The sequence below is a fragment of the Alkalihalobacillus sp. MEB130 genome (assembly GCF_032335535.1).
GTDB lineage: Bacteria > Bacillota > Bacilli > Bacillales > Bacillaceae_D > Halalkalibacter.
Window position 1 is genome coordinate 117,410 of the sequence record NZ_JAOANA010000011.1, and the last position, 18,319, is coordinate 135,728.

Annotated in this window: 18 protein-coding genes and 1 riboswitch; of the genes, 6 read left to right on the top strand and 12 right to left on the bottom strand. The window is 38.4% G+C overall.

Annotation, left to right across the window (positions count from 1 at the left end):
• Positions 1–2: 2 nt before the first annotated feature.
• The 7 genes from N0O92_RS12760 to N0O92_RS12790 all read right to left on the bottom strand — a co-directional run bounded on the left by N0O92_RS12760 (position 3) and on the right by N0O92_RS12790 (position 6,806).
• Positions 3–1,103 (bottom strand): glycosyltransferase family 1 protein, encoded by a 1,101-nt coding sequence (locus N0O92_RS12760; RefSeq protein ID WP_315615046.1) that lies wholly within the window; start codon positions 1,101–1,103, stop codon positions 3–5.
• Positions 1,088–2,248 (bottom strand): glycosyltransferase family 4 protein, encoded by a 1,161-nt coding sequence (locus N0O92_RS12765; protein ID WP_315615047.1) that lies wholly within the window; start codon positions 2,246–2,248, stop codon positions 1,088–1,090. The genes N0O92_RS12760 and N0O92_RS12765 overlap by 16 nt, the downstream gene beginning before the upstream one ends.
• A 13-nt stretch (positions 2,249–2,261) precedes the next feature.
• On the bottom strand, positions 2,262–3,140 hold the full coding sequence (galU, locus tag N0O92_RS12770) for a UTP--glucose-1-phosphate uridylyltransferase GalU (RefSeq protein WP_315615048.1): 879 nt from the start codon (positions 3,138–3,140) through the stop codon (positions 2,262–2,264).
• A gap of 21 nt (positions 3,141–3,161) precedes the next feature.
• Positions 3,162–5,003, bottom strand: coding sequence for a polysaccharide biosynthesis protein (locus N0O92_RS12775; protein WP_315615049.1), 1,842 nt, complete (start codon positions 5,001–5,003; stop codon positions 3,162–3,164).
• 22 nt (positions 5,004–5,025) lie between these two features.
• Positions 5,026–5,163 carry a hypothetical protein gene (locus N0O92_RS12780; RefSeq protein WP_250094989.1) on the bottom strand — a complete coding sequence of 46 codons (138 nt, stop codon included), beginning with the start codon at positions 5,161–5,163 and terminating at the stop codon, positions 5,026–5,028.
• Positions 5,164–5,446: 283 nt separating this feature from the next.
• Positions 5,447–6,103, bottom strand: coding sequence for a CpsD/CapB family tyrosine-protein kinase (locus N0O92_RS12785; protein WP_315615050.1), 657 nt, complete (start codon positions 6,101–6,103; stop codon positions 5,447–5,449).
• On the bottom strand, positions 6,093–6,806 hold the full coding sequence (locus tag N0O92_RS12790; RefSeq protein ID WP_315615051.1) for a YveK family protein: 714 nt from the start codon (positions 6,804–6,806) through the stop codon (positions 6,093–6,095). The genes N0O92_RS12785 and N0O92_RS12790 overlap by 11 nt, the downstream gene beginning before the upstream one ends.
• Positions 6,807–7,231: 425 nt before the next feature.
• Between N0O92_RS12790 and N0O92_RS12795 the strand changes: the two genes are divergently transcribed.
• The 3 genes from N0O92_RS12795 (at position 7,232) to N0O92_RS12805 (ending at position 9,341) form a co-directional block, all read left to right on the top strand.
• On the top strand, positions 7,232–7,714 hold the full coding sequence (locus N0O92_RS12795; protein WP_315615052.1) for a YqeG family HAD IIIA-type phosphatase: 483 nt from the start codon (positions 7,232–7,234) through the stop codon (positions 7,712–7,714).
• Between the two features lie 58 nt (positions 7,715–7,772).
• Positions 7,773–8,309: a DUF3189 family protein gene (locus N0O92_RS12800; protein ID WP_315615053.1), complete on the top strand. Its 537-nt coding sequence runs from the start codon at positions 7,773–7,775 to the stop codon at positions 8,307–8,309.
• Positions 8,310–8,414: 105 nt separating this feature from the next.
• The gene (locus N0O92_RS12805) at positions 8,415–9,341 is read left to right on the top strand and encodes a VanW family protein (RefSeq protein ID WP_315615054.1); all 927 of its coding nucleotides are present in this window, start codon (positions 8,415–8,417) and stop codon (positions 9,339–9,341) included.
• A gap of 541 nt (positions 9,342–9,882) precedes the next feature.
• On the opposite strand, the gene N0O92_RS12810 is transcribed toward N0O92_RS12805, so the two are convergent.
• The 3 genes from N0O92_RS12810 to dacB all read right to left on the bottom strand — a co-directional run bounded on the left by N0O92_RS12810 (position 9,883) and on the right by dacB (position 12,815).
• The gene (locus tag N0O92_RS12810) at positions 9,883–10,977 is read right to left on the bottom strand and encodes a hypothetical protein (RefSeq protein ID WP_315615055.1); all 1,095 of its coding nucleotides are present in this window, start codon (positions 10,975–10,977) and stop codon (positions 9,883–9,885) included.
• Between the two features lie 63 nt (positions 10,978–11,040).
• Entirely contained in the window at positions 11,041–11,298 is a 258-nt protein-coding gene (locus N0O92_RS12815; protein WP_315615056.1) for a hypothetical protein, read from the bottom strand.
• 65 nt (positions 11,299–11,363) lie between these two features.
• Positions 11,364–12,815: a D-alanyl-D-alanine carboxypeptidase/D-alanyl-D-alanine endopeptidase gene (gene dacB / locus N0O92_RS12820; RefSeq protein WP_315615057.1), complete on the bottom strand. Its 1,452-nt coding sequence runs from the start codon at positions 12,813–12,815 to the stop codon at positions 11,364–11,366.
• A gap of 141 nt (positions 12,816–12,956) precedes the next feature.
• Here dacB and N0O92_RS12825 point away from each other — a divergent pair, with 141 nt between their 5' ends.
• Positions 12,957–13,211 carry a DUF1292 domain-containing protein gene (locus N0O92_RS12825; RefSeq protein ID WP_315615058.1) on the top strand — a complete coding sequence of 85 codons (255 nt, stop codon included), beginning with the start codon at positions 12,957–12,959 and terminating at the stop codon, positions 13,209–13,211.
• A 20-nt stretch (positions 13,212–13,231) separates the two neighbouring features.
• On the top strand, positions 13,232–13,432 hold the full coding sequence (locus tag N0O92_RS12830) for a hypothetical protein (RefSeq protein WP_315615059.1): 201 nt from the start codon (positions 13,232–13,234) through the stop codon (positions 13,430–13,432).
• A 97-nt stretch (positions 13,433–13,529) separates the two neighbouring features.
• Here N0O92_RS12830 and N0O92_RS12835 read toward each other — a convergent pair whose 3' ends face one another.
• On the bottom strand, positions 13,530–15,350 hold the full coding sequence (locus N0O92_RS12835) for a bifunctional diguanylate cyclase/phosphodiesterase (RefSeq protein WP_315615060.1): 1,821 nt from the start codon (positions 15,348–15,350) through the stop codon (positions 13,530–13,532).
• A 95-nt stretch (positions 15,351–15,445) separates the two neighbouring features.
• Positions 15,446–15,530: riboswitch (cyclic di-GMP riboswitch) on the bottom strand.
• 168 nt (positions 15,531–15,698) lie between these two features.
• On the opposite strand from N0O92_RS12835, the gene N0O92_RS12840 reads away from it, so the two are divergent.
• On the top strand, positions 15,699–16,778 hold the full coding sequence (locus N0O92_RS12840) for a YkvI family membrane protein (protein WP_315615061.1): 1,080 nt from the start codon (positions 15,699–15,701) through the stop codon (positions 16,776–16,778).
• A gap of 500 nt (positions 16,779–17,278) precedes the next feature.
• Here the strand turns inward: N0O92_RS12840 and pfkA are convergent, their stop codons facing one another.
• Positions 17,279–18,238, bottom strand: coding sequence for a 6-phosphofructokinase (gene pfkA / locus N0O92_RS12845; protein WP_315615080.1), 960 nt, complete (start codon positions 18,236–18,238; stop codon positions 17,279–17,281).
• Positions 18,239–18,319: the final 81 nt, after the last annotated feature.

Here is an 18,319-nt window from a genome sequence, read left to right on the forward strand (position 1 = left end):
CTCTAAATCGCAGAATAAAAGCCTTGTGTCCAAACTGCTGTATTTTTAATGTTGTAGCCTTTTTCTGATAAAAATTGACTTGATTTAATTCTCGGAAATGAGTTAGTTACTAGCTGCTTTATTTGCTCCACCCATCGCATTTTCCCATCTAGCGAACAATATTGTACTAACTTTACTCCCATATCCACTTCATTCGTAATTTGATCTGATACTATACACGGCAAGCCGGCACCTTGAGCCTCTATGAGGGTAACAGGCAAACCTTCATGCAAAGACGGGAAGACAAAGACATCGAAACATTGCAGTAGACGATCGATATCGCTGCGTACACCAAGAAAAAGTACTTTATCTTCCAGCTGTAATGTTTTTACTTTTGCTTCGATCTCTTTTCGTAAAGGGCCATCGCCAACTAATACAAGCTTCGCATTCGGTACTTCTCTACAAACATCAGAAAAAATGTCTAATAGAAATACGTGGTTTTTTTGATGGTTAAACCTACCTACATGACCAATGATGAATTCATTACCAAGATTTAATTCAGTTCGCGTTTCTTTACGAACCTCTTCAGAAAACATAAATTTCTCGCACTCAATGCCATTTTGTAAGATCTTTACATCTTTTGTTTTTCCTTGATATAACCATCTGGCTGCAGCTTCTGAACAAGCTAATAAGTGAGTAGCATTTTGTACTATATGCTTTCCTGCATACCATTTGTACATTTTTGCTGGTAGACTCCCTTCGCTGCTTGTGTTGTGACTATGAGCGATGCGGACTGGTATCTTGTATTTATTCGCTGCTCGTAAAACAAATCCACTCATTTTGTCCATGTGAGAATGTACAATTTTATATTGTGAATGACTTGAGAAGAACTGTTCTAATTCTTTTATGTATCCAAAGTGTCCTTTTTCTGTAATGTATGGAATTCTGTAAACATTTCCGCCCATGTTTTTTATTTCGTCATCAAATACTCCTTCTTTACACGTTAGAAAATCAAATTGGACCGTTGATCGATCAATGTTTCGGTACAAGTTCATCAGAAGGGTTTCGGCTCCGCCACGATTCATATTCACAACTACATGTAACACTCTTATTGGATCGCCCATTCAACACCCTCCTGTTCGTTCATATTTTTACGATAGATTCTACCTAATTCATCCATAATGTTTTTAATGGAATACTTATTCTTTATTATGGATCGACCATTTGTTCCTAACGTTTTTAATAACTCCCGGTCTTTAGCCAGTACGGAAAGTTTTTCTGAAAAAGCAACAGGATTGTTTGGATTAATAACCCAGCCATTTTTGTTATTAAGAACTAACTCACTATGTCCTCTATTCTCACTTGCCACCACAGGCAAACCACAAGCCATCGCTTCCATAATGTTAACCGGCAGTCCCTCTCTCAAGCTTGAAGCTACAGCTACATCACAAATAGGCAAAAGCTGATCAATATCTTTGCGGAACCCTAAAAAGTCAACCTGATTGATAACATTTAGACTTCTCGCTAACTCTTCACACTCATGTCTGAATGAACCTTCTCCAGCTAATAAAAGACGAGCTTGTGGAAGCTCGTCTTTTACCATCGCAAGAGCACGAATAAGCAATTGCTGATTTTTATTTTTGTTAAATTCGGCTGCATAAAACATTAGAAAGTCATTTGAATGGTATCCCCATTCTTCTCGTTTATCTTTTTTAGCTTGGTCAGTTACAGGCTTAAACCGTTCATAGTCGATGCCAACACCATGTACATGTTCAATGTTTTTTGCTCTAAATCTATGAGAATTTGCTAGCTTATAATCCTCTGAATTAATCGTTATTAATTCATCTGTAAAATGTGATAAGTAGCTTTCAATAGGATAATAAATTAACCAATTCATCAATGGAGCTCCCTTACAAAAGTGAAACCCATGAGCCGTATAAAGAACCTTTGTTCCTTTTTTCCTCACTTGTCGAGCAGCTAGTCTTGCTAGCACACCGCCAAGAGGTGTGTGACAATGAATCAGGTCATATTGTTGCTTATCTATGATCTCTTTTAATTCGTTATATGCTTTTACGTTTGTAAAATGAAAGGGAGAACGCGCAATTGGTATAGAAAATTTTTGATCTGTATATGGCAATTCTAATTTTCCGGCAGCCGCAACATGCACGTCCCAGCCTTGCTCTTTAAACCATTTCATGTAAGGCAAGTGAAAGGCTTTAAAATGATAATCAACGGTTGCACAAAATAAGATTTTTTTTGCCACTGTCATCACCATTCCCTGCCTATTTAATGTATTCTTTTTCCATAACTTTAGATAGATAATCTAATAGTTCGTATTTAAGTTCGTCGTGCTGCAAGGCAAATTCGATGGTTGTTTGGATGAATCCCATTTTTTCACCCACATCATAGCGAACCCCTTCAAAATCATAGGCATAAACAGCCTCTTGCAAATTTAATTTTGCTATCGCATCAGTCAATTGTATTTCTCCACCTGCTCCAGGTTTTTGATGTTCTAACACTTCAAAGATTTTAGGACTTAAAATGTATCGTCCTAAGATGGCTAAATTGGAAGGAGCCTCTTCTAGTTTTGGTTTTTCGATAAGGTTGTTGACGTTGTAAAAACGCTCACCTATTTCTTTTCCATCAACGATCCCATATCGCGACACATCTTCATCTCTAACGGTTTGCACACCGAGGATCGATGATTTATAGCGATCATATTGTTCGATCATTTGCTTTAAACATGGTTTTTCTGCTCGGACAATATCATCGCCTAAAAGAACAGCGAATGGTTCATTGCCAATAAATTTACGGGCACACCATATCGCGTGACCGAGGCCCTTTGGTTCTTTCTGACGAATATAGTGAATATCTACAAGCTTTGAAGACTTTTGAACTTCATTAAATAATTCAATTTTTCCTTTATTTAACAGGTTTTGTTCGAGTTCGAACGAATGATCGAAGTGGTCTTCGATCGCTCGTTTTCCTTTACCCGTTACAATGATAATGTCTTCTATCCCTGACTCAACGGCTTCTTCAACAATATATTGAATCGTAGGTTTATCAACTATTGGCAGCATTTCTTTTGGCATTGCTTTAGTTGCTGGTAAAAAACGTGTTCCAAGCCCAGCTGCTGGAATAATGGCTTTTTTGACTTTCATTAGATCCTCTCCTCCACAATATTACCCTGGTATTGGCAATGGTTTTTCTTCCATTCGTATCATTTCACTCTCTTTGCGATTGGCTAAGGCAACAAGTGTGCTAGCTAATGCTTCTTTTTCTTGAATCATATAAGTCCGGATGATTTCATCAATTTCCTCCATAAACATATTGGCTGTTTTTCCGATATAAATCTTCGGGAATACTTGTTTATGATGGACCTCATTTTCATTTAGTAATTCTTCAAACAACTTTTCACCTGGTCTCATGCCCGTAAATTTGATTCCGATCTCATCAACTGAGTTTCCTGAAAGCTTAATTAAGTTTTTCGCTAAATCAACGATTTTCACTGGATCACCCATATCAAGTACAAATGTTTCTCCCCCTCTAGCTAAACTTCCAGCTTGAATAACAAGCCGAGATGCTTCTGGAATGGTCATAAAATAACGAACCATATCCGGGTGAGTTACCGTTACTGGGCCACCTTTTTGAATTTGCTTTTTAAATAATGGGATGACACTGCCACGGCTTCCTAAAACATTTCCAAATCGAACTGCTATAAATTTTGTTTTACTTGTTCGACCCATGTCTTGAATGATCATTTCTGCAAGCCTTTTTGTTGCTCCCATTACACTTGTCGGATTAACGGCTTTATCTGATGAAATCATGACAAACGTTTTTACATCATTCCATTCAGCCGCTAACGCTACATTCTTTGTCCCGATCATATTGTTCTTTACCGCTTCTTCTGGATTCCGTTCCATTAATGGAACATGCTTATGAGCTGCTGCATGGTACACAACATCTGGATGATATTTTTCCATAATGGAAATCATTTTGTTGAAATCTTGAATGTCGGCAATTTCTGTAACAATTTGTATGTTTGATTCTTTGTGAATTCCCCTTAGCTCCATTTCAATTGAATAAATGCTGTTCTCACCGTGACCTAACAGTATTAATTTCTTTGGATGAAACTGAGATACTTGCCTGCATATTTCTGAGCCGATCGAACCACCTGCTCCTGTAACAAGAACGACTTTGTTTGATACATACTCTGAGATGCTTTCAATATCGAGTTCAACTGGCTCTCTTCCTAGCAAATCCTCTACTTGAACATCACGAAATTGTTTAACCGAAACTTTTCCGGTTACGAGGTCTTCTAGCATAGGCAATATTTTTGTTTTTGCCTTCGTCTTCGCACATTCCTGAAAGATTTCATTTAATTCTCTTTTGCTTAACGAAGGAATCGCAATGACAATGTTATCAATCCGCAAGTCATGAACTGCTTTTTCGATTTGATCAATCCCGCCCACAACTGGGATACTCAAAATATCTAGGTGATGTTTTCTCTCATCATCATCGATGAATGCTACAGCCAGAAGTTCTGCTTCATTACTAGTCTGTAATTGTCTTGCAACCATTGTTCCGGCAGCCCCTGCACCTATTATTAATGTTCTTTTTCTATTTTCATTTTTCTTGATGTATGTATCACGAACAATTCTCCACCAAAAACGGGAGCCTCCAATAAAGATCATGTGAAGCATCCATGTTGTTGCAAGCAAGCGTAAAAATACACCTTGCCCTAACATTTGTTGAACAACAGCAGCTATTACGATCGAGAATGTCACAATCTTTAGGATAATAATCAACTCACCGATACTTGCATACTCCCAGGCCTTTTTATAAAGTTTAAAATGAAATGAAAACACATGATGACAAACCAATAATGTAATTGCCGTAATAATGAGAGTTGAGCTCAAAATAAGGTGCCGATCATAAACTAATAAATTACTTAGAAAAATCGTTGTTACAATGAATAATGAATCAATGAAAATTAAAAGCGATAACCTCTGATGATATGCCACTTCTTCCCCTCCCCTCCACGACCTATAAACGCAATGTTCTTCTTTCTATTGCATAATCAATAAGCTTTCTAATTTCTTCAAGTTGTTCTTTTGATGCATCTTGTTTAATATACCGAACCGCTTTTTTAATTGACTTTGGGTATTTATCAATGTTTTTCATTCACTCACAACTCCTTTGCATCCATTTAAAAACTTTAACCGTATGGCTTCACGTAGAAACCATACAGTTAAAATACTTAAATGAAATCGGGCATTTAACCCGCCCTCACACCACACTCTTGATGACTAGCATCTAAGGTTTTCCAACCCACAGCGTGACCGAGTGCCTCCATCGATAATGGTAAGGAGACATCACCAAAACTTATTCACGTTAATAAGTTCTTAATAAAGAACGCACTGATCAAAAAAAAGAATATTCAAGAACTACCTTTAAGTTGTTCTTTTTAAAGTACACTTTTAGCTTTTGCATTAAAAATGACACCAAGTAATTTTGCATTTGAAATATCTAACATGTTTTTTGCCTCGAGTGCCGATTCATCTTCCGTCTGTCCATTTCTAACGACCATGATCACTCCATCACACCGACTTGCTATGATCTTTGTGTCCGATTCTTCTAAGACAGCTGGCGTATCAATTAAAACATAGTCAAAAAGCTCTCTAGACTGTTCCAACACTTTATCCATTAATGTAGATTTGAATAATCTCTCTGTATCTAATGGCAATGGACCACTTGTAACCACATTAACTAACGGTACTTCTGTGTGGTTAATTGCTTCTTCTAACAGCTTTTGACCAATTAAAATATTGGTTAGACCTATGTTATTTTTTATTTTAAAGATGGCATTAATAAAAGGTCTACGAACATTTGTATCGATAATTAATACTTTTTTGCCATCATGTGCTAATGAAATCGCCAAGTTTGCAGTTGTGATTGATTTTCCTTCACCGTAATTGGGCGAGGTAATAACAAGAGTACGACAGTGATTTTCCATTGCTGTAAACTCTAAATTTGTTTTAATGGATTCATACTCATCGTTGATTAATGATTCTGGGTGTTTGTTTATCGTTATGAATTTCTTTTTCTTCATTTTAAGGAGCAATGGTCTCACCTCTTACCGTTTGTTTCGTCCTATTTTTGTCATCTTTATTTAACGTTTTTTTATTCATTTTTGAAACGGATCCTAAAACAGGCAGTTCTAGAGATTTTTCAATTTGTCGTTCTGAGCGGAAACGGTTATCTAAGCTGTCTAGTAGGAAAACCAGACCAAGTCCAACGACAATCCCAAATGCGAACGCTAATTTAATGATTCGATTACTTGCAGGATTAATAGGCCAAGCATTTTCTCTTACAACCGCTTCTGCAAAAATCTCTACCCCTTCAAATCCTAAAAGCTCAACAGCCTTTTCTTTATATACATTTGCTACGGTATTAGCAATGATCGTCGCTTGTTCTTGGCTAGGGTTCGTTACCGTTATTGCAACAATCTGCGAACTGTCTACACGGGATACATTTATCTGTCCCCTTAAAGACTCAGCAGTTTGGTTTAATTGTAATTCTTTAATGACAGCCTCCAAAACAGGTGGTTCTGTAATAACAACTCGTAACGTATCAAAAAAGCTAGAAGTCTCACTAATCATAATTCTAGATGTTGAATCATAAATGGGCGTTGGTTTGTTTAAATGATTGTAAATAGCTCCAGCACTAGTAGTAATAACAGTAATCACAACAATCATCCATAGTCGTTTTCTTATTACATCAAATATCTTCCTAATATCAATTTCATTTCCTTTACCCTGCTCCACTTTTTTCACCTACTCAATTTTTTAATAGTTCTTAATAAAGCACAACCAGATAAAAAAAAGAAAGCGACGACGCCGTGACTTTAGTGCTAGTGATTTTATACCTCTTTCATCTTGCTCTTAAGTAAAGCTTGTGCATTTCTTACTTTTATTTTAGTTCTGTATAACGAACGTGTCAACACTTTATTCAAATTTGAAGAAAAAATTCTGTAAATAGAACAACATTGCGTCGAACCTTCTCTGTTCTTTGGTTATTGAGTCACTTTTCATTATGTATGACTTTTTAACTGGTTGTCCTAACATTTGCAATCATCCTTTTGTTCTAGGTATAAATAGTTCATAATAGAAGCAATACCTTTCAACTTCTTACTTTTGCTAATAAGAAGTTGATAACCATATCTATATACATAAAGGCAGTGAATAATGACATGAAGTATTTTAAACCGGATTTTGAGCTTCACCATTTTTCAGATATTACGTCTGAGTGGCTGCAGCAAAACAACATTAAAACGATTTTTTCTGATTTAGACAGTACGCTTGCTAGTCACGATCGTCCTGCTGGTGATGAACTAACACAGTGGATTACGATGCTAAAAGACCAAGGCGTTCAATTAATTGTGGCTTCGAATAATAGTCAGGGGCGCGTGGATCGTTTTTGTGAGCCTAATGGCATTATTGGGTTTGGTAAATGCAATAAGCCTGCTGCTTCACGTATTGAAAAGCATATGCAAACAGTTGGTGCAACAAAAGAGACAAGCTTATTTTTAGGGGATCAATTGTTTACCGATGTTTGGTGCGGAAAACGTGCGGGAATGAAGACGGCTCTTGTGAAGCCGATTGGTCAGGAACATGAGCCGATCCAGATTGTATTGAAGCGTAAGTTAGAACGTTGGGTGAAGAGTCGTTGGTAGTATAATTTGTTACATGGGTGGGAAACTATCTTATCCCTTTCTTATGAGGTGATAAGACATGATTTATATTTACAACTGTTATGCAGGGACCCACTCCTCTGCCCTTTGTGCGGCTTATCATTTGAAGAAGATCCCCAATGATCGTGTCCCTACAAAGGAAGAGATATTAGGAATTGATACATTTAACAAGTTAACATCAAAGGCGTTAGGGAAATTGATTTATCACGGGAAAGATGAAGACGACAATCAAGTGTTCACTCTAGGACGAGGGCTATCTCATAAGATGGTGACAGCGATGAGTGAACTACTTGTTCTTCTGGAGGGCAAAGGATACGATCACGAAAAAGTAATTTGTTCGAATGCTTCGCCAACGGTCCCGCTTGAGATGACATTTGGTGGGTTGTTTTCACATAAACTCGGCATTGATTTTATTGGGGAACCACTTCTTGTAAAAGGTGCGCAAAAAACATTTCCTAATATTTCAAGATTGGTTGAAAAGACACGCCGAATTGCTAAGGAATCAACCAAGTCCATTGAGGTACTAGAGAATAAGGAACTTGAGGTAAGTAAAATTTCAAATATCATTTCCCGTTAAAAGATTCAGTTGTTAACTGGGTCTTTTTTCTATTGTAAAACTAACCTTTCATCACATGAATTCACCTTCCGAAAGTCATACTAAGATGGGAGGTAATTTACGCATATGGTACATATTTTTCTTGGATTTTTAATGCTTTTTGTTCCTATTTCCGATATTGAAGATGATCTGACGATTACACATGAAAACCAGCCTATTGCAACGGTTAATCGAGCTGACTTTATTAACGATACGTTAGGGAGAGAAATGGTTGATTTGGAAGCGTTTGATCAATTTGTTGAGCACATTGATCAGCTAACGTTTGAGCCTCCTGTTAATGCGCATATTGATAAATTGGGTAACATTGTTTCTGAACAAGTGGGTTACCGTTTACACAAGCAGCATTTCAAGAAATTATTTTATCAATATTACTACGGCAAAGGTGCAATGGAAATGGAAGTGCCTCATCAGACTCTCCATCCAAGAGTTGATAGTGAACTCCTCTCTGATATTCGCGTCCAACGAATTGGTCAATATGTGACGTACTTTAATAGCCGTAACAAGCCAAGGTCTCATAATATTAAATTGGCAACCGAAGCAATTAATAATCAAGTGATCTTCCCTGGTGAGACATTTTCATTCAATCAAATTGTTGGCAAGCGGACGAAGGAACGCGGGTATTTACCTGCTCCTGTTATTGTTCGGGGTGAATTATCAGAAGGAATTGGCGGTGGTATTTGTCAGGTTTCTTCTACTTTGTATAATGCCGTTGATCATGCGGGTTTAGAGATTGTTCAACGTTATTCTCATAGTAGGCGCGTACCCTATGTCCCTAGTGGGCGGGATGCGACTGTTAGTTGGTATGGTCCCGATTTTGTGTTTCGAAATGAGTTGAATCAACCGATTTTATTACAAGCGAAAGTGTATGGTGGTTCCATGAGTGTCATCGTGCTATCTTCTGATTCAATAAATTTTGAAAATCGTAGGGTTCCAGGTGCTCCGCATAAGCTGCCGAAAGAAGTTCATATTGATGAGCAGAGGTTGGTGGAATAGAAAAAGGCTATGGAAAAAGGCGCACCTTTTTCCATAGCCTTTTACTGAATAGATTGTGTGATGATGTTGGGTTTTCAGCATAATACAGTCTAATTATTTTCTGTACTCCTCTATTCGAAGACGTTACTTTCCTCTTCTGATGCTCCCATTTCTTCTATTCCACTTCCCGACAACGTTACTTTCCCATTCTGATGCTCCCATTTCTTCTATTCCTCTTCTCGACAACGTTACTTGCCCATTCTGATGCTCCCATTTCTTCTATTCTTCTTCTCGACAACGTTACTTTCCCCTTCTGATGCTCCCATTTCTTCTATTCCTCTTCTCGACGACGTTACTTTCCCCTTCTGATGCTCCCATTTCTTCTATTCCACTTTGCCGACAACGTTACTTGCCTCTTCTGACGCTCCCGTTTCTTCTATTTCACTTTCCCGACGACGTTACTTGTCTCTTCGGCTGCTTTTATTACTCTAATTCTCAATCACATAAAATAGACGACCTCAAATTGCCTTTTTGAGGTCGTCAATTCTTTAATACCTTTTCTCTACTCCACCAACCCCATCGGTACCGACTCCAACTTCCACACATCCGTTAACGAATCTCTACTTACACGAAACGTATAAAAAGATCCTACTTCACCTCTCCCCTTTTCTTTCACTAAAAAGGAAAGCGGCAACTCGTACAATAGTGGTTCATTGATTGAAGGTGGGTTTTTCTTTTTTACAAGTCGGATTGATTCGATGTTAGTAATGAGTTTCTCGGCTTCTCCGTTTTGATCAGTGTAGATCAAGTTAAGCAAATCTAAGTCTTGTTGGTTTAGTGCGATTAAAAATAGTTCTACAATTTTGTTTGGCGGTAGTTGTTGGACATAGGGTGATAGCATTCCGCCTGCTTTGTACACCATGATTTGGTGGGATAAATCCAGGCTTCTAGACCTGTGGGTGGTGCTGTCTTTATAGTGGATGCAAAAGTGTCCGGGAAAATTGTTAGCTAATGCGCCTCCACCATGGGGCATGCCGTGCATGGACGCAGCGATCGTTTTGCCGTCATGATGCACGAGAATGGCACGCCGTTTCCAACTCCATTTGCCTTCGTAGATCGTTTTCATGATTTTGGTGTCTTTTGTTGTTAGTGGCTGAACATCGGCATGACTTGATCCAGCTCGTCTTTGTGCTTCAAATTGTAAGCCTGTTTCTAAATCGGTAATGGTAAAAGAGGTGTACCTTGGGATGATTTCATCGACCTCTTCCCATGTTAAAAGAGTTCCAAAATGATGTGATTCAAGTCCTGAAAAATAGTCAGTAAGTTTTTTAGCCACTTTTTTGTTAACTTTCAATTTATATTTAGCTTGTACATCATACAGTTCATTTTTTTCATCGAGGACATATATTCTAACAGTCCCTCGGTCTTCAAGAAGAACATAATGGTTGGAGTGAGGGATCTTGTCTACTGAATACAGTACTTCTGCTTGGTATAGCTCTTGCACGATTTTGTCTGATTTAATTTTTAAAACGGTTTGATGTAATGACTCGCTAGATGACTTTACGATGAGTGAGACTTGTCCATCCCCACTTGCTGCATGTATCGTGATTGGCCAAGCGAGGCTAAGTAGGAATAGCAAGCAAATTATTTTTTTCATTTTAGTAACTCCTGTTTATTTATTCTCTTTTTACACTTCGTCTTCATAAACAGGAACAAGGTGTTACTCCGTTCCTTCTAGTTCCTCCATAACAGCTGGATTAAATAAAGAGCTCGTCATAATTTGATTCGGTTCAACGGGAGCTCCGTCTGTATATTCTTCAATTTCTTCTTCAATTTTTCGCAAATCTTCTTCCACTAGTTCGGTTGATTGATTTGTTTCCTTTAACTGCTCTAGTTTTGCTTGTAGCATGTTGCGAGTCTCCATAAGAACATATACATTTTCAAGCTTTTCAAAATAAGTGAGTGGCTGATGGTCCATACGAACCCTCCTCTGTCTAAGATGCTATTTAGAATTCCTCTAGCCGAATCATGCTATTCCTTTTCTTAGGAAGAGGCTAATTGTAAAACGATTTGATCTTCTAATTGCTTCGCTTTTTTCCCATCTAGAACATTGTTTAGCATAATGGAAAAAATAAGCGTATCTCCTGAGTTGGTTTCAACATAGCCGGCTAGTGTGCTGACAGAAGTGAGTGTTCCTGTTTTCGCTCTTACTTTCTTAGCGACGGGTGTGTGACTAAGGCGATAATAGAGCGTACCTCGGTCGATTCGGTTGTCTCCGCCAGCTACAGGTAATGAGTTTAAAAAGATTGGGAACCATTCTTTGTCTTGAACAGAATACAGTAGCTGTGTGATTTGATTGGCCGAAACTAGGTTCACATGGGAGACTCCTGATCCGTCTCGAATGAGCATTGTTTCAGGATTCAGTCCGAATGATGTTAGCTCTTCGCTCATTACTTCCAGTCCTTTTTCCCAGCTTCCTTCTTCTTTTATAACCTTGCCCATTTCTTTTACTAATGTTTCGGCATGGCCGTTGTTGCTTAGTTTCATAAATGGAACGAGCAGCTCAGATAACGGAATCGATTCATGGGTGATAAGATGTTTTGCTTTTTCTGGAGTGACTCCTCGCTTTATGTTGCCGTCTAGTTTGATTCCATTTTTGTGTAAGGCCTGTTCGACAAGCGCGAGGGTATAGTCGGTTGGTTCCCAAAGAGCGACCGTTTCTTTTTGTTCGGTTTCCTCCTCAGATATCTCACCTTTAATAACAATCTGATTGGTTCCATGTTTTCGGTCAAACGTGATATCCGTTTTCTCTTCTTTTGAGACCGTCATTGTTTCATTTATTATTTCTACAAATTCCGTTTTTGGTTCGAGATTAATTTGAGCAAGCTTGCCTATTTTTTTTGCTGGTTTCACTTTCATAATGATAGAACCTGCATCAAAGTCTTCGTCAGGTGAAACCGTTAACGCCGAGATTGCGGACCCGTAATAAGCGGTCTCATCACTCCATGGCAAATCTGCTGAATAGCGTGTATCGTCATACCAAGTATCATCACCGATAACGTCCCCTTTTATCTTTTGAATGCCTTTTTGTTTTAATGATTTCATTAAAGAATTGATTTTTTCTTGCGTAAGCGTTGGATCTCCTTTTCCTACAATATAAAGGTTGCCATGTAGTATATTTCGTTTTATGTTTCCATCTGTCTTTATTTCAGTATCGAATGTATAATCTTCTCCTAACACAGACAGTGCTGAAGCTGCTGTGAACAGTTTTAAGTTAGAAGCAGGCCTAAGCCTTGTATTGCCTTGCTTGCTGTAAAGCATTTCTCCATTTTTTGATGAGCGAATACTGATGCTTGCTATGGCACCGTTAACATTATCATCTTCTTGCAAAAGCTGTTCAATTTGTTCTGATGTAACGTTTGCTTGTGCGTGAATTAGTGGTGCTTGCATAACAAAAAACAACACCATTATAGAAAATACAATTTTAGTACGCATTTCATCCCCCTTCTTCCTCACATATTAGTATGCAAAAGGAATCAGGAACCAATTCTTATGAAAAATAATCACTTCAATTAAGGGCAAATTATAAGGAGTACGTTCTTTGACGTACACTTTTATGTTGGGTGGGTGAGCTTTATGGAGGATCAAGTTAGAGACCAAATTACGATTGAAGATGAAAATGGGGAAGTCCGAGATTACTCAGTTGAAGCGTTATTTGATATGGAAGATCATTCTTATGCCCTCTTAACTTCAAATGAAGATACGCTATTAATGCGCGTGGAGGAAGAAGAGGACGAACAATATTTGGTCGGCATTACAGACCCTGAAGAACGAGAGTCGATTTTATCAGCGTATGAAATTGCTGTTGAAGCTAATCCAGCAGATGACTAATACATTCGAGGTGATTTCAATTGGGTAATGAAAAAAGCGATGTTCAAGAACATGTCCGGATGGGACAAGGTGGAACAATGGGCTTGTTTGGTTTAACGGGGCCAGATGAAATTGCCGATTATACCCTTTCACCGAAAAAAGATACAACAGGTCAAATTGACCGAGAATATGATGGAGCTACCGTAACATCAAAAGAAACTGCACAAAAAAGAACTGAATAAATGTAGTAAGAGCTACGACCGCTTTTTTTGTCGTAGCTCTCTTTTTTCCTTGCTTCATCATTTTCCTATTATAAAATTAATACGGTACATGAAATTATTATGATACTTGCTTCGATTGAATAGCATTCTTTAATGTTTCGATCGGGACAGGCTTGCTAAATAAATATCCTTGTCCTTCATGACAATGATGTTGTTGAAGAAGTTCCGCCTGACCTCGTGTTTCAATGCCTTCTGCGAGTACTTTCAGTTTTAAGTGCTTTCCTAATTGAATAATGGTATTAACGATTTTGATATCTTTTGCATCCGATAAAAGCGTATGAACAAATGAGCGATCAATTTTAATAATATCAAGAGGAAAATGCTTTAAGTAACTTAATGAAGAGTATAATGTACCAAAATCATCTAATGCAATTTGAATACCCATGGCTTGCAAGGCACGGAGCTGACTAATCGTATATTGCATATGACTTACGAGCGTACTTTCCGTTACTTCCAGAACTAATCTTGATGGATCAATCTCCGTTTCCTCCAAAATTTCCTTCACTTTATCAATTAAGTTACGCTGTCTCAGTTGTACGCTCGATAAATTCACTGATAAACGAATAGGCGGAAGTCCCTCTTGTTCCCACTGCTTCATTTGTTGACACGCTGTTCGTAGGACCCATTCCCCAAGAGGAATGATTAAGCCTGTTTCTTCCGCAATCGGAATAAAACTTGCAGGTGAAATCATCCCCATCGTTGGGTGCGACCATCGAACGAGTGCTTCGACTCCAACCATTTCGTTATTGGTTAGCGTTACTTGTGATTGATAATGTAAAACAAAGTCCTCAGTCGTAATCGCTTGTCTTAATTCTTTCTCTATTAACAACCGATTCGATAACTGATTGTCCATTGACGGTGAATATCTGCGCACTTGATTCATTCCCTTTAGCTTCGCATCATTCATCGCAGATTCTGAATGTTTGATAAGATCATCAACATTTTCACTATCTAGTGGAAAACTACTTATTCCAATGCTTGACGTTAAAATAAAATCATGTTCCTCCCACTGGACTGGTGTTGATAATAATTCAATAATCTGTTCACTATTTTGCTTCATCTTCTCAGCCGTAGTATTAGGATACAAAATAATAAATTTATCACTATTCCATCGTGTAAGTAGAGCGGTAGGTGGTATATGTTGTACTAGGCGCTTTGTAACCTCTTTTAACACCTTATCCCCCGCGTCGTATCCTCCGATGTTGTTAATTAAATTGAAGCGATTTAGATCGATAAATAAAAACGACACGATCTTGTTTTCTTTTTTTGCTTGATCAATCGCTTGCTTCGCCTCTCTTTTAAATTGTGAAGCATTCGCTAAGCCTGTTAATGAATCAATATGTTTGATCGTGTACATTTCCTCTTTCGTATGTTTATAATCAATGGCAATCCCACAAAGTTGTGCAAATTGCTCTAGTTGAGCAAGTTCCTTTCCTGTAGCTTCACGATTTTCTTTAAAATAAAGAGCAAACGTACCGAGTACGTTGTTCGTTGGTGAAAAAATAGGAATAGACCAACAGGATTTTAAATGATGCTTGTTTGCAAGTGTTCGATAGTCATCCCATAGTGAGTTCGTTTCTATATTAGAAACAATCGTTGTTTGCCTCTTGTATACGGCTGTTCCACAAGACCCCGCGTTTGGACCAACTTCTAATCCATTAATTTCCATCAAGTACTCATCCGAAAGATTTAATGAAAACGGTCTCTCTAATTTGTTTTGGAACTGGTTATATAATGATATGGAACAAATCGCCCCGTGAAGCTGCAACTCGACGCTTGCTACGACTGTTTTTAAAATGGATGAAAGGGGTTTGTTTGCTGCAAGCATCCCCACGATTTCGTTTTGCCAATGTAACGTTTCGTTTCTACCTTCCATCATGTGTGTTCCCCCTCAGTTGCTAAAAAACTTATCAAAAAAGCTATTCTACAAGTGGATGCAGAATAGCCAAAAAAATCACATAAATATGTAACATACTTGGTAACCAGGCGATCATAGTATTCCTACCTTAGACCCTAAGCTTTGCGTCCTATTTTTTCAAATAGTTTGCCTTTATCATAATATCGTTCATTTGTATTGGTACTATAGTTATATTATAGGATAATACGACAAAAAACAACACCTTTCGATTAAAAGAGCAATTATTCTAACTTTTGAAAAGCTAATAAGAATCTCCCATAACATCCATACTAAGAATTCTTACAAATACTCACATTGGTGGTGTTTTCTGTGGCAACTGATTCACCTACAAATATTAATGCATTTAAAATTGCAGCAACATATATTGGAACCATTGTAGGTGCTGGCTTTGCTTCTGGTCAAGAAGTACTCCAATTTTTTAGTGCGTTTGGATTGCTTGGAATCTGGGGAATTGTATTAGCATCTGCCCTATTTTTTATCTTTGGTTATATGATATTAGTAATTGGACGAGCATTAAGTGCCTCTGCTTACGTTGAAGTTGTCCGATTTTCAAATGGAAGATGGCTAGGATCGCTTATTGATTTGATTATAACGATCTTTTTATTTGGTGCGCTCGCTGCTATGATTGCTGGATCTGGAGCTATATTTGTCGAACAGTTCGGGTTATCTTCCTGGTGGGGAACGATTTTCATGGCTGTAGTTGCTCTATTTACGGTTATTCGTGGAATCAAAGGGGTTATTAATGCGATCAGTTTTGTTGTACCTGTATTGCTAGTGGCTGTCCTTTTTATTGCGATATATGGAATTTACCGTAGTCCTGTTACAAGTGCTGACCTTGAATTAACGACTACTCTAGTCGGTGCGGCTCCTAACTGGTTTGTTGCTGCTTTGAATTACGCTTCTTTTAATTTAGTCATTGCTGTTGCCATTTTAGCTCCGATTGGACCCAATGCCAAAAACCAAAGTACCCTGTTGTGGGGAGCACTTTTAGGTGCGCTTGGACTTGGTGTTGGTGTGGTCGCCATTTATTTTAGTGTATTATCTAATATTACAGACGTTGCTCATGTAGAAGTACCGATGATTTATATTGCGTCGCTTATTTCACCTATCGTTCAACTTTTGTTTGCGGTTGTTTTGTTATCTGCTGTTTTTTCAACCGCTGTAAGCAATCTGTACGGCTTTGTTTCTCGGATGACCTTTGTTGATCAGAAACACCGCATATGGCTCATCGTTGGAACAACATTTGCCGCTTTCATCGTTAGCCAGGTTGGATTTTCAACATTGGTTACGTATTTGTATCCTGCTGTCGGCTATGGCGGATTTATCTTTTTTGCTGGACTATTATATGTATGGTTCTTCAAACGTAATGAAATAAAAAGTGTAGAGTAAACTGATTAACCAGTTTTCAACCTCCTTGATATCATTAGATTCACCACATCTATGTAATATCTACATTATAAAATAAACTGATAGTGAAATGTTTGATGAAAATTAAACTTCAGACTGTAGACAAAGGCCTTTGAGTTTCATTTCTCAAAGGCCTTTTCACGCTAATTCTCCTATTATTTTTGATCGTTGAATAGTAGGGAATTTCTATCTTTCCTCTCAACAAAGCGGACGGGATGGGAGGGCCGACTCCTGCAGGAGGGAAGGGCAAGTTGAAATCCACCGGCGCAAGCCGGTTAGTTCAACGCCCGCCTGCGGAAAGCGTGCCCCCCATCCCGGGAGCGGATCGAAGCTCCTTTTCAAGTCCGAAATAATCGAGCACTTTTTAACAGATTCGGGGAAGCGCAATGGAACGAGCATGTGGTGAACACATACGCCTTAAAAACAACAAAAACAGCCATTAAAAAACGTGCCAGCTACATAAAAAGCTGGCACGTCTTTTTTTAAATGGAAAGTTGACTTGATAAGTCATACATTTTTGTATCGATCTCATGAGGCTTTGAAAAAACATCATCAAAGGTGTAACTAACTAGTTGATTCTTCTCTATCCCCACTGCTAGTCCTGATTTCCCATCCAATAATAAATCAACGGCATGAGCACCTAATCGGCTAGCTAGTACGCGATCAAATCCTGTTGGAGAACCACCGCGCTGAATGTGTCCAAGGACTGTTACCCGTGTTTCAATGTTCATTTGCTTCTGAATGCTCTCGCCAATATCAACACCAGAGCCAATTCCTTCCGCGACTACAATAATACTATGTTTTTTCCCGCGTTTGGCTCCGCGCTCCAGTCGATCAATTATGTTTTCCATATTATGTTCAACTTCAGGAAGTAAAATCGTTTCCGCGCCTGCCGCTAGCCCACTCCATAACGCAAGGTCACCGGCGTGACGACCCATGACTTCAATTACATAAGTTCGCTCATGGGAACTCGCCGTATCGCGAATTTTGTCAATCGCATTAATGATTGTATTTAATGATGTATCAAATCCAATCGTAAAATCAGTTCCAGGTATATCATTATCAATTGTTCCTGGAGCTCCGATCGTAGCAATTCCATGTTCTGAAAGTTTTTGGGCACCACGATAAGAACCATCGCCACCTACGACGATGACCCCTTCAATTCCATGTTTCTTTAATTGATCAACAGCTTTTAATTGACCTTCTTTTGTTTTGAATTCTTCACTTCTAGCTGTATGAAGGATCGTACCACCGCGATGAATGATGTCACCGACCGATCCTAAATGCATTTCATGTATATCGCCATCCATCATACCTGCATAGCCACGATAAACTCCGAATACTTTGCAATCATGGTAAATCGCTTTTCTGACAACGGCACGAACCGCAGCATTCATTCCTGGTGAATCTCCTCCACTTGTTAAGACAGCAATCCGTTTCAACATACCCACTCCTAGCACTAAATTCACTATCTTTTAGCAAGTATTTCTTGATTGTATCATCCTTATACGTTTTGCTTATTT

Excerpts from the sequence above, each read along its gene's own strand:
- N0O92_RS12760 (WP_315615046.1), bottom strand. The coding sequence starts at position 1,103 with ATGGGCGATCCAATAAGAGTGTTACATGTAGTTGTGAATATGAATCGT.
- N0O92_RS12765 (WP_315615047.1), bottom strand. The coding sequence starts at position 2,248 with ATGACAGTGGCAAAAAAAATCTTATTTTGTGCAACCGTTGATTATCAT.
- galU (WP_315615048.1), bottom strand. The coding sequence starts at position 3,140 with ATGAAAGTCAAAAAAGCCATTATTCCAGCAGCTGGGCTTGGAACACGT.
- N0O92_RS12780 (WP_250094989.1), bottom strand. The coding sequence starts at position 5,163 with ATGAAAAACATTGATAAATACCCAAAGTCAATTAAAAAAGCGGTTCGG.
- N0O92_RS12795 (WP_315615052.1), top strand. The coding sequence starts at position 7,232 with ATGAAGTATTTTAAACCGGATTTTGAGCTTCACCATTTTTCAGATATT.
- N0O92_RS12800 (WP_315615053.1), top strand. The coding sequence starts at position 7,773 with ATGATTTATATTTACAACTGTTATGCAGGGACCCACTCCTCTGCCCTT.
- N0O92_RS12805 (WP_315615054.1), top strand. The coding sequence starts at position 8,415 with ATGGTACATATTTTTCTTGGATTTTTAATGCTTTTTGTTCCTATTTCC.
- N0O92_RS12810 (WP_315615055.1), bottom strand. The coding sequence starts at position 10,977 with ATGAAAAAAATAATTTGCTTGCTATTCCTACTTAGCCTCGCTTGGCCA.
- N0O92_RS12815 (WP_315615056.1), bottom strand. The coding sequence starts at position 11,298 with ATGGACCATCAGCCACTCACTTATTTTGAAAAGCTTGAAAATGTATAT.
- dacB (WP_315615057.1), bottom strand. The coding sequence starts at position 12,815 with ATGCGTACTAAAATTGTATTTTCTATAATGGTGTTGTTTTTTGTTATG.
- N0O92_RS12825 (WP_315615058.1), top strand. The coding sequence starts at position 12,957 with ATGGAGGATCAAGTTAGAGACCAAATTACGATTGAAGATGAAAATGGG.
- N0O92_RS12835 (WP_315615060.1), bottom strand. The coding sequence starts at position 15,350 with ATGATGGAAGGTAGAAACGAAACGTTACATTGGCAAAACGAAATCGTG.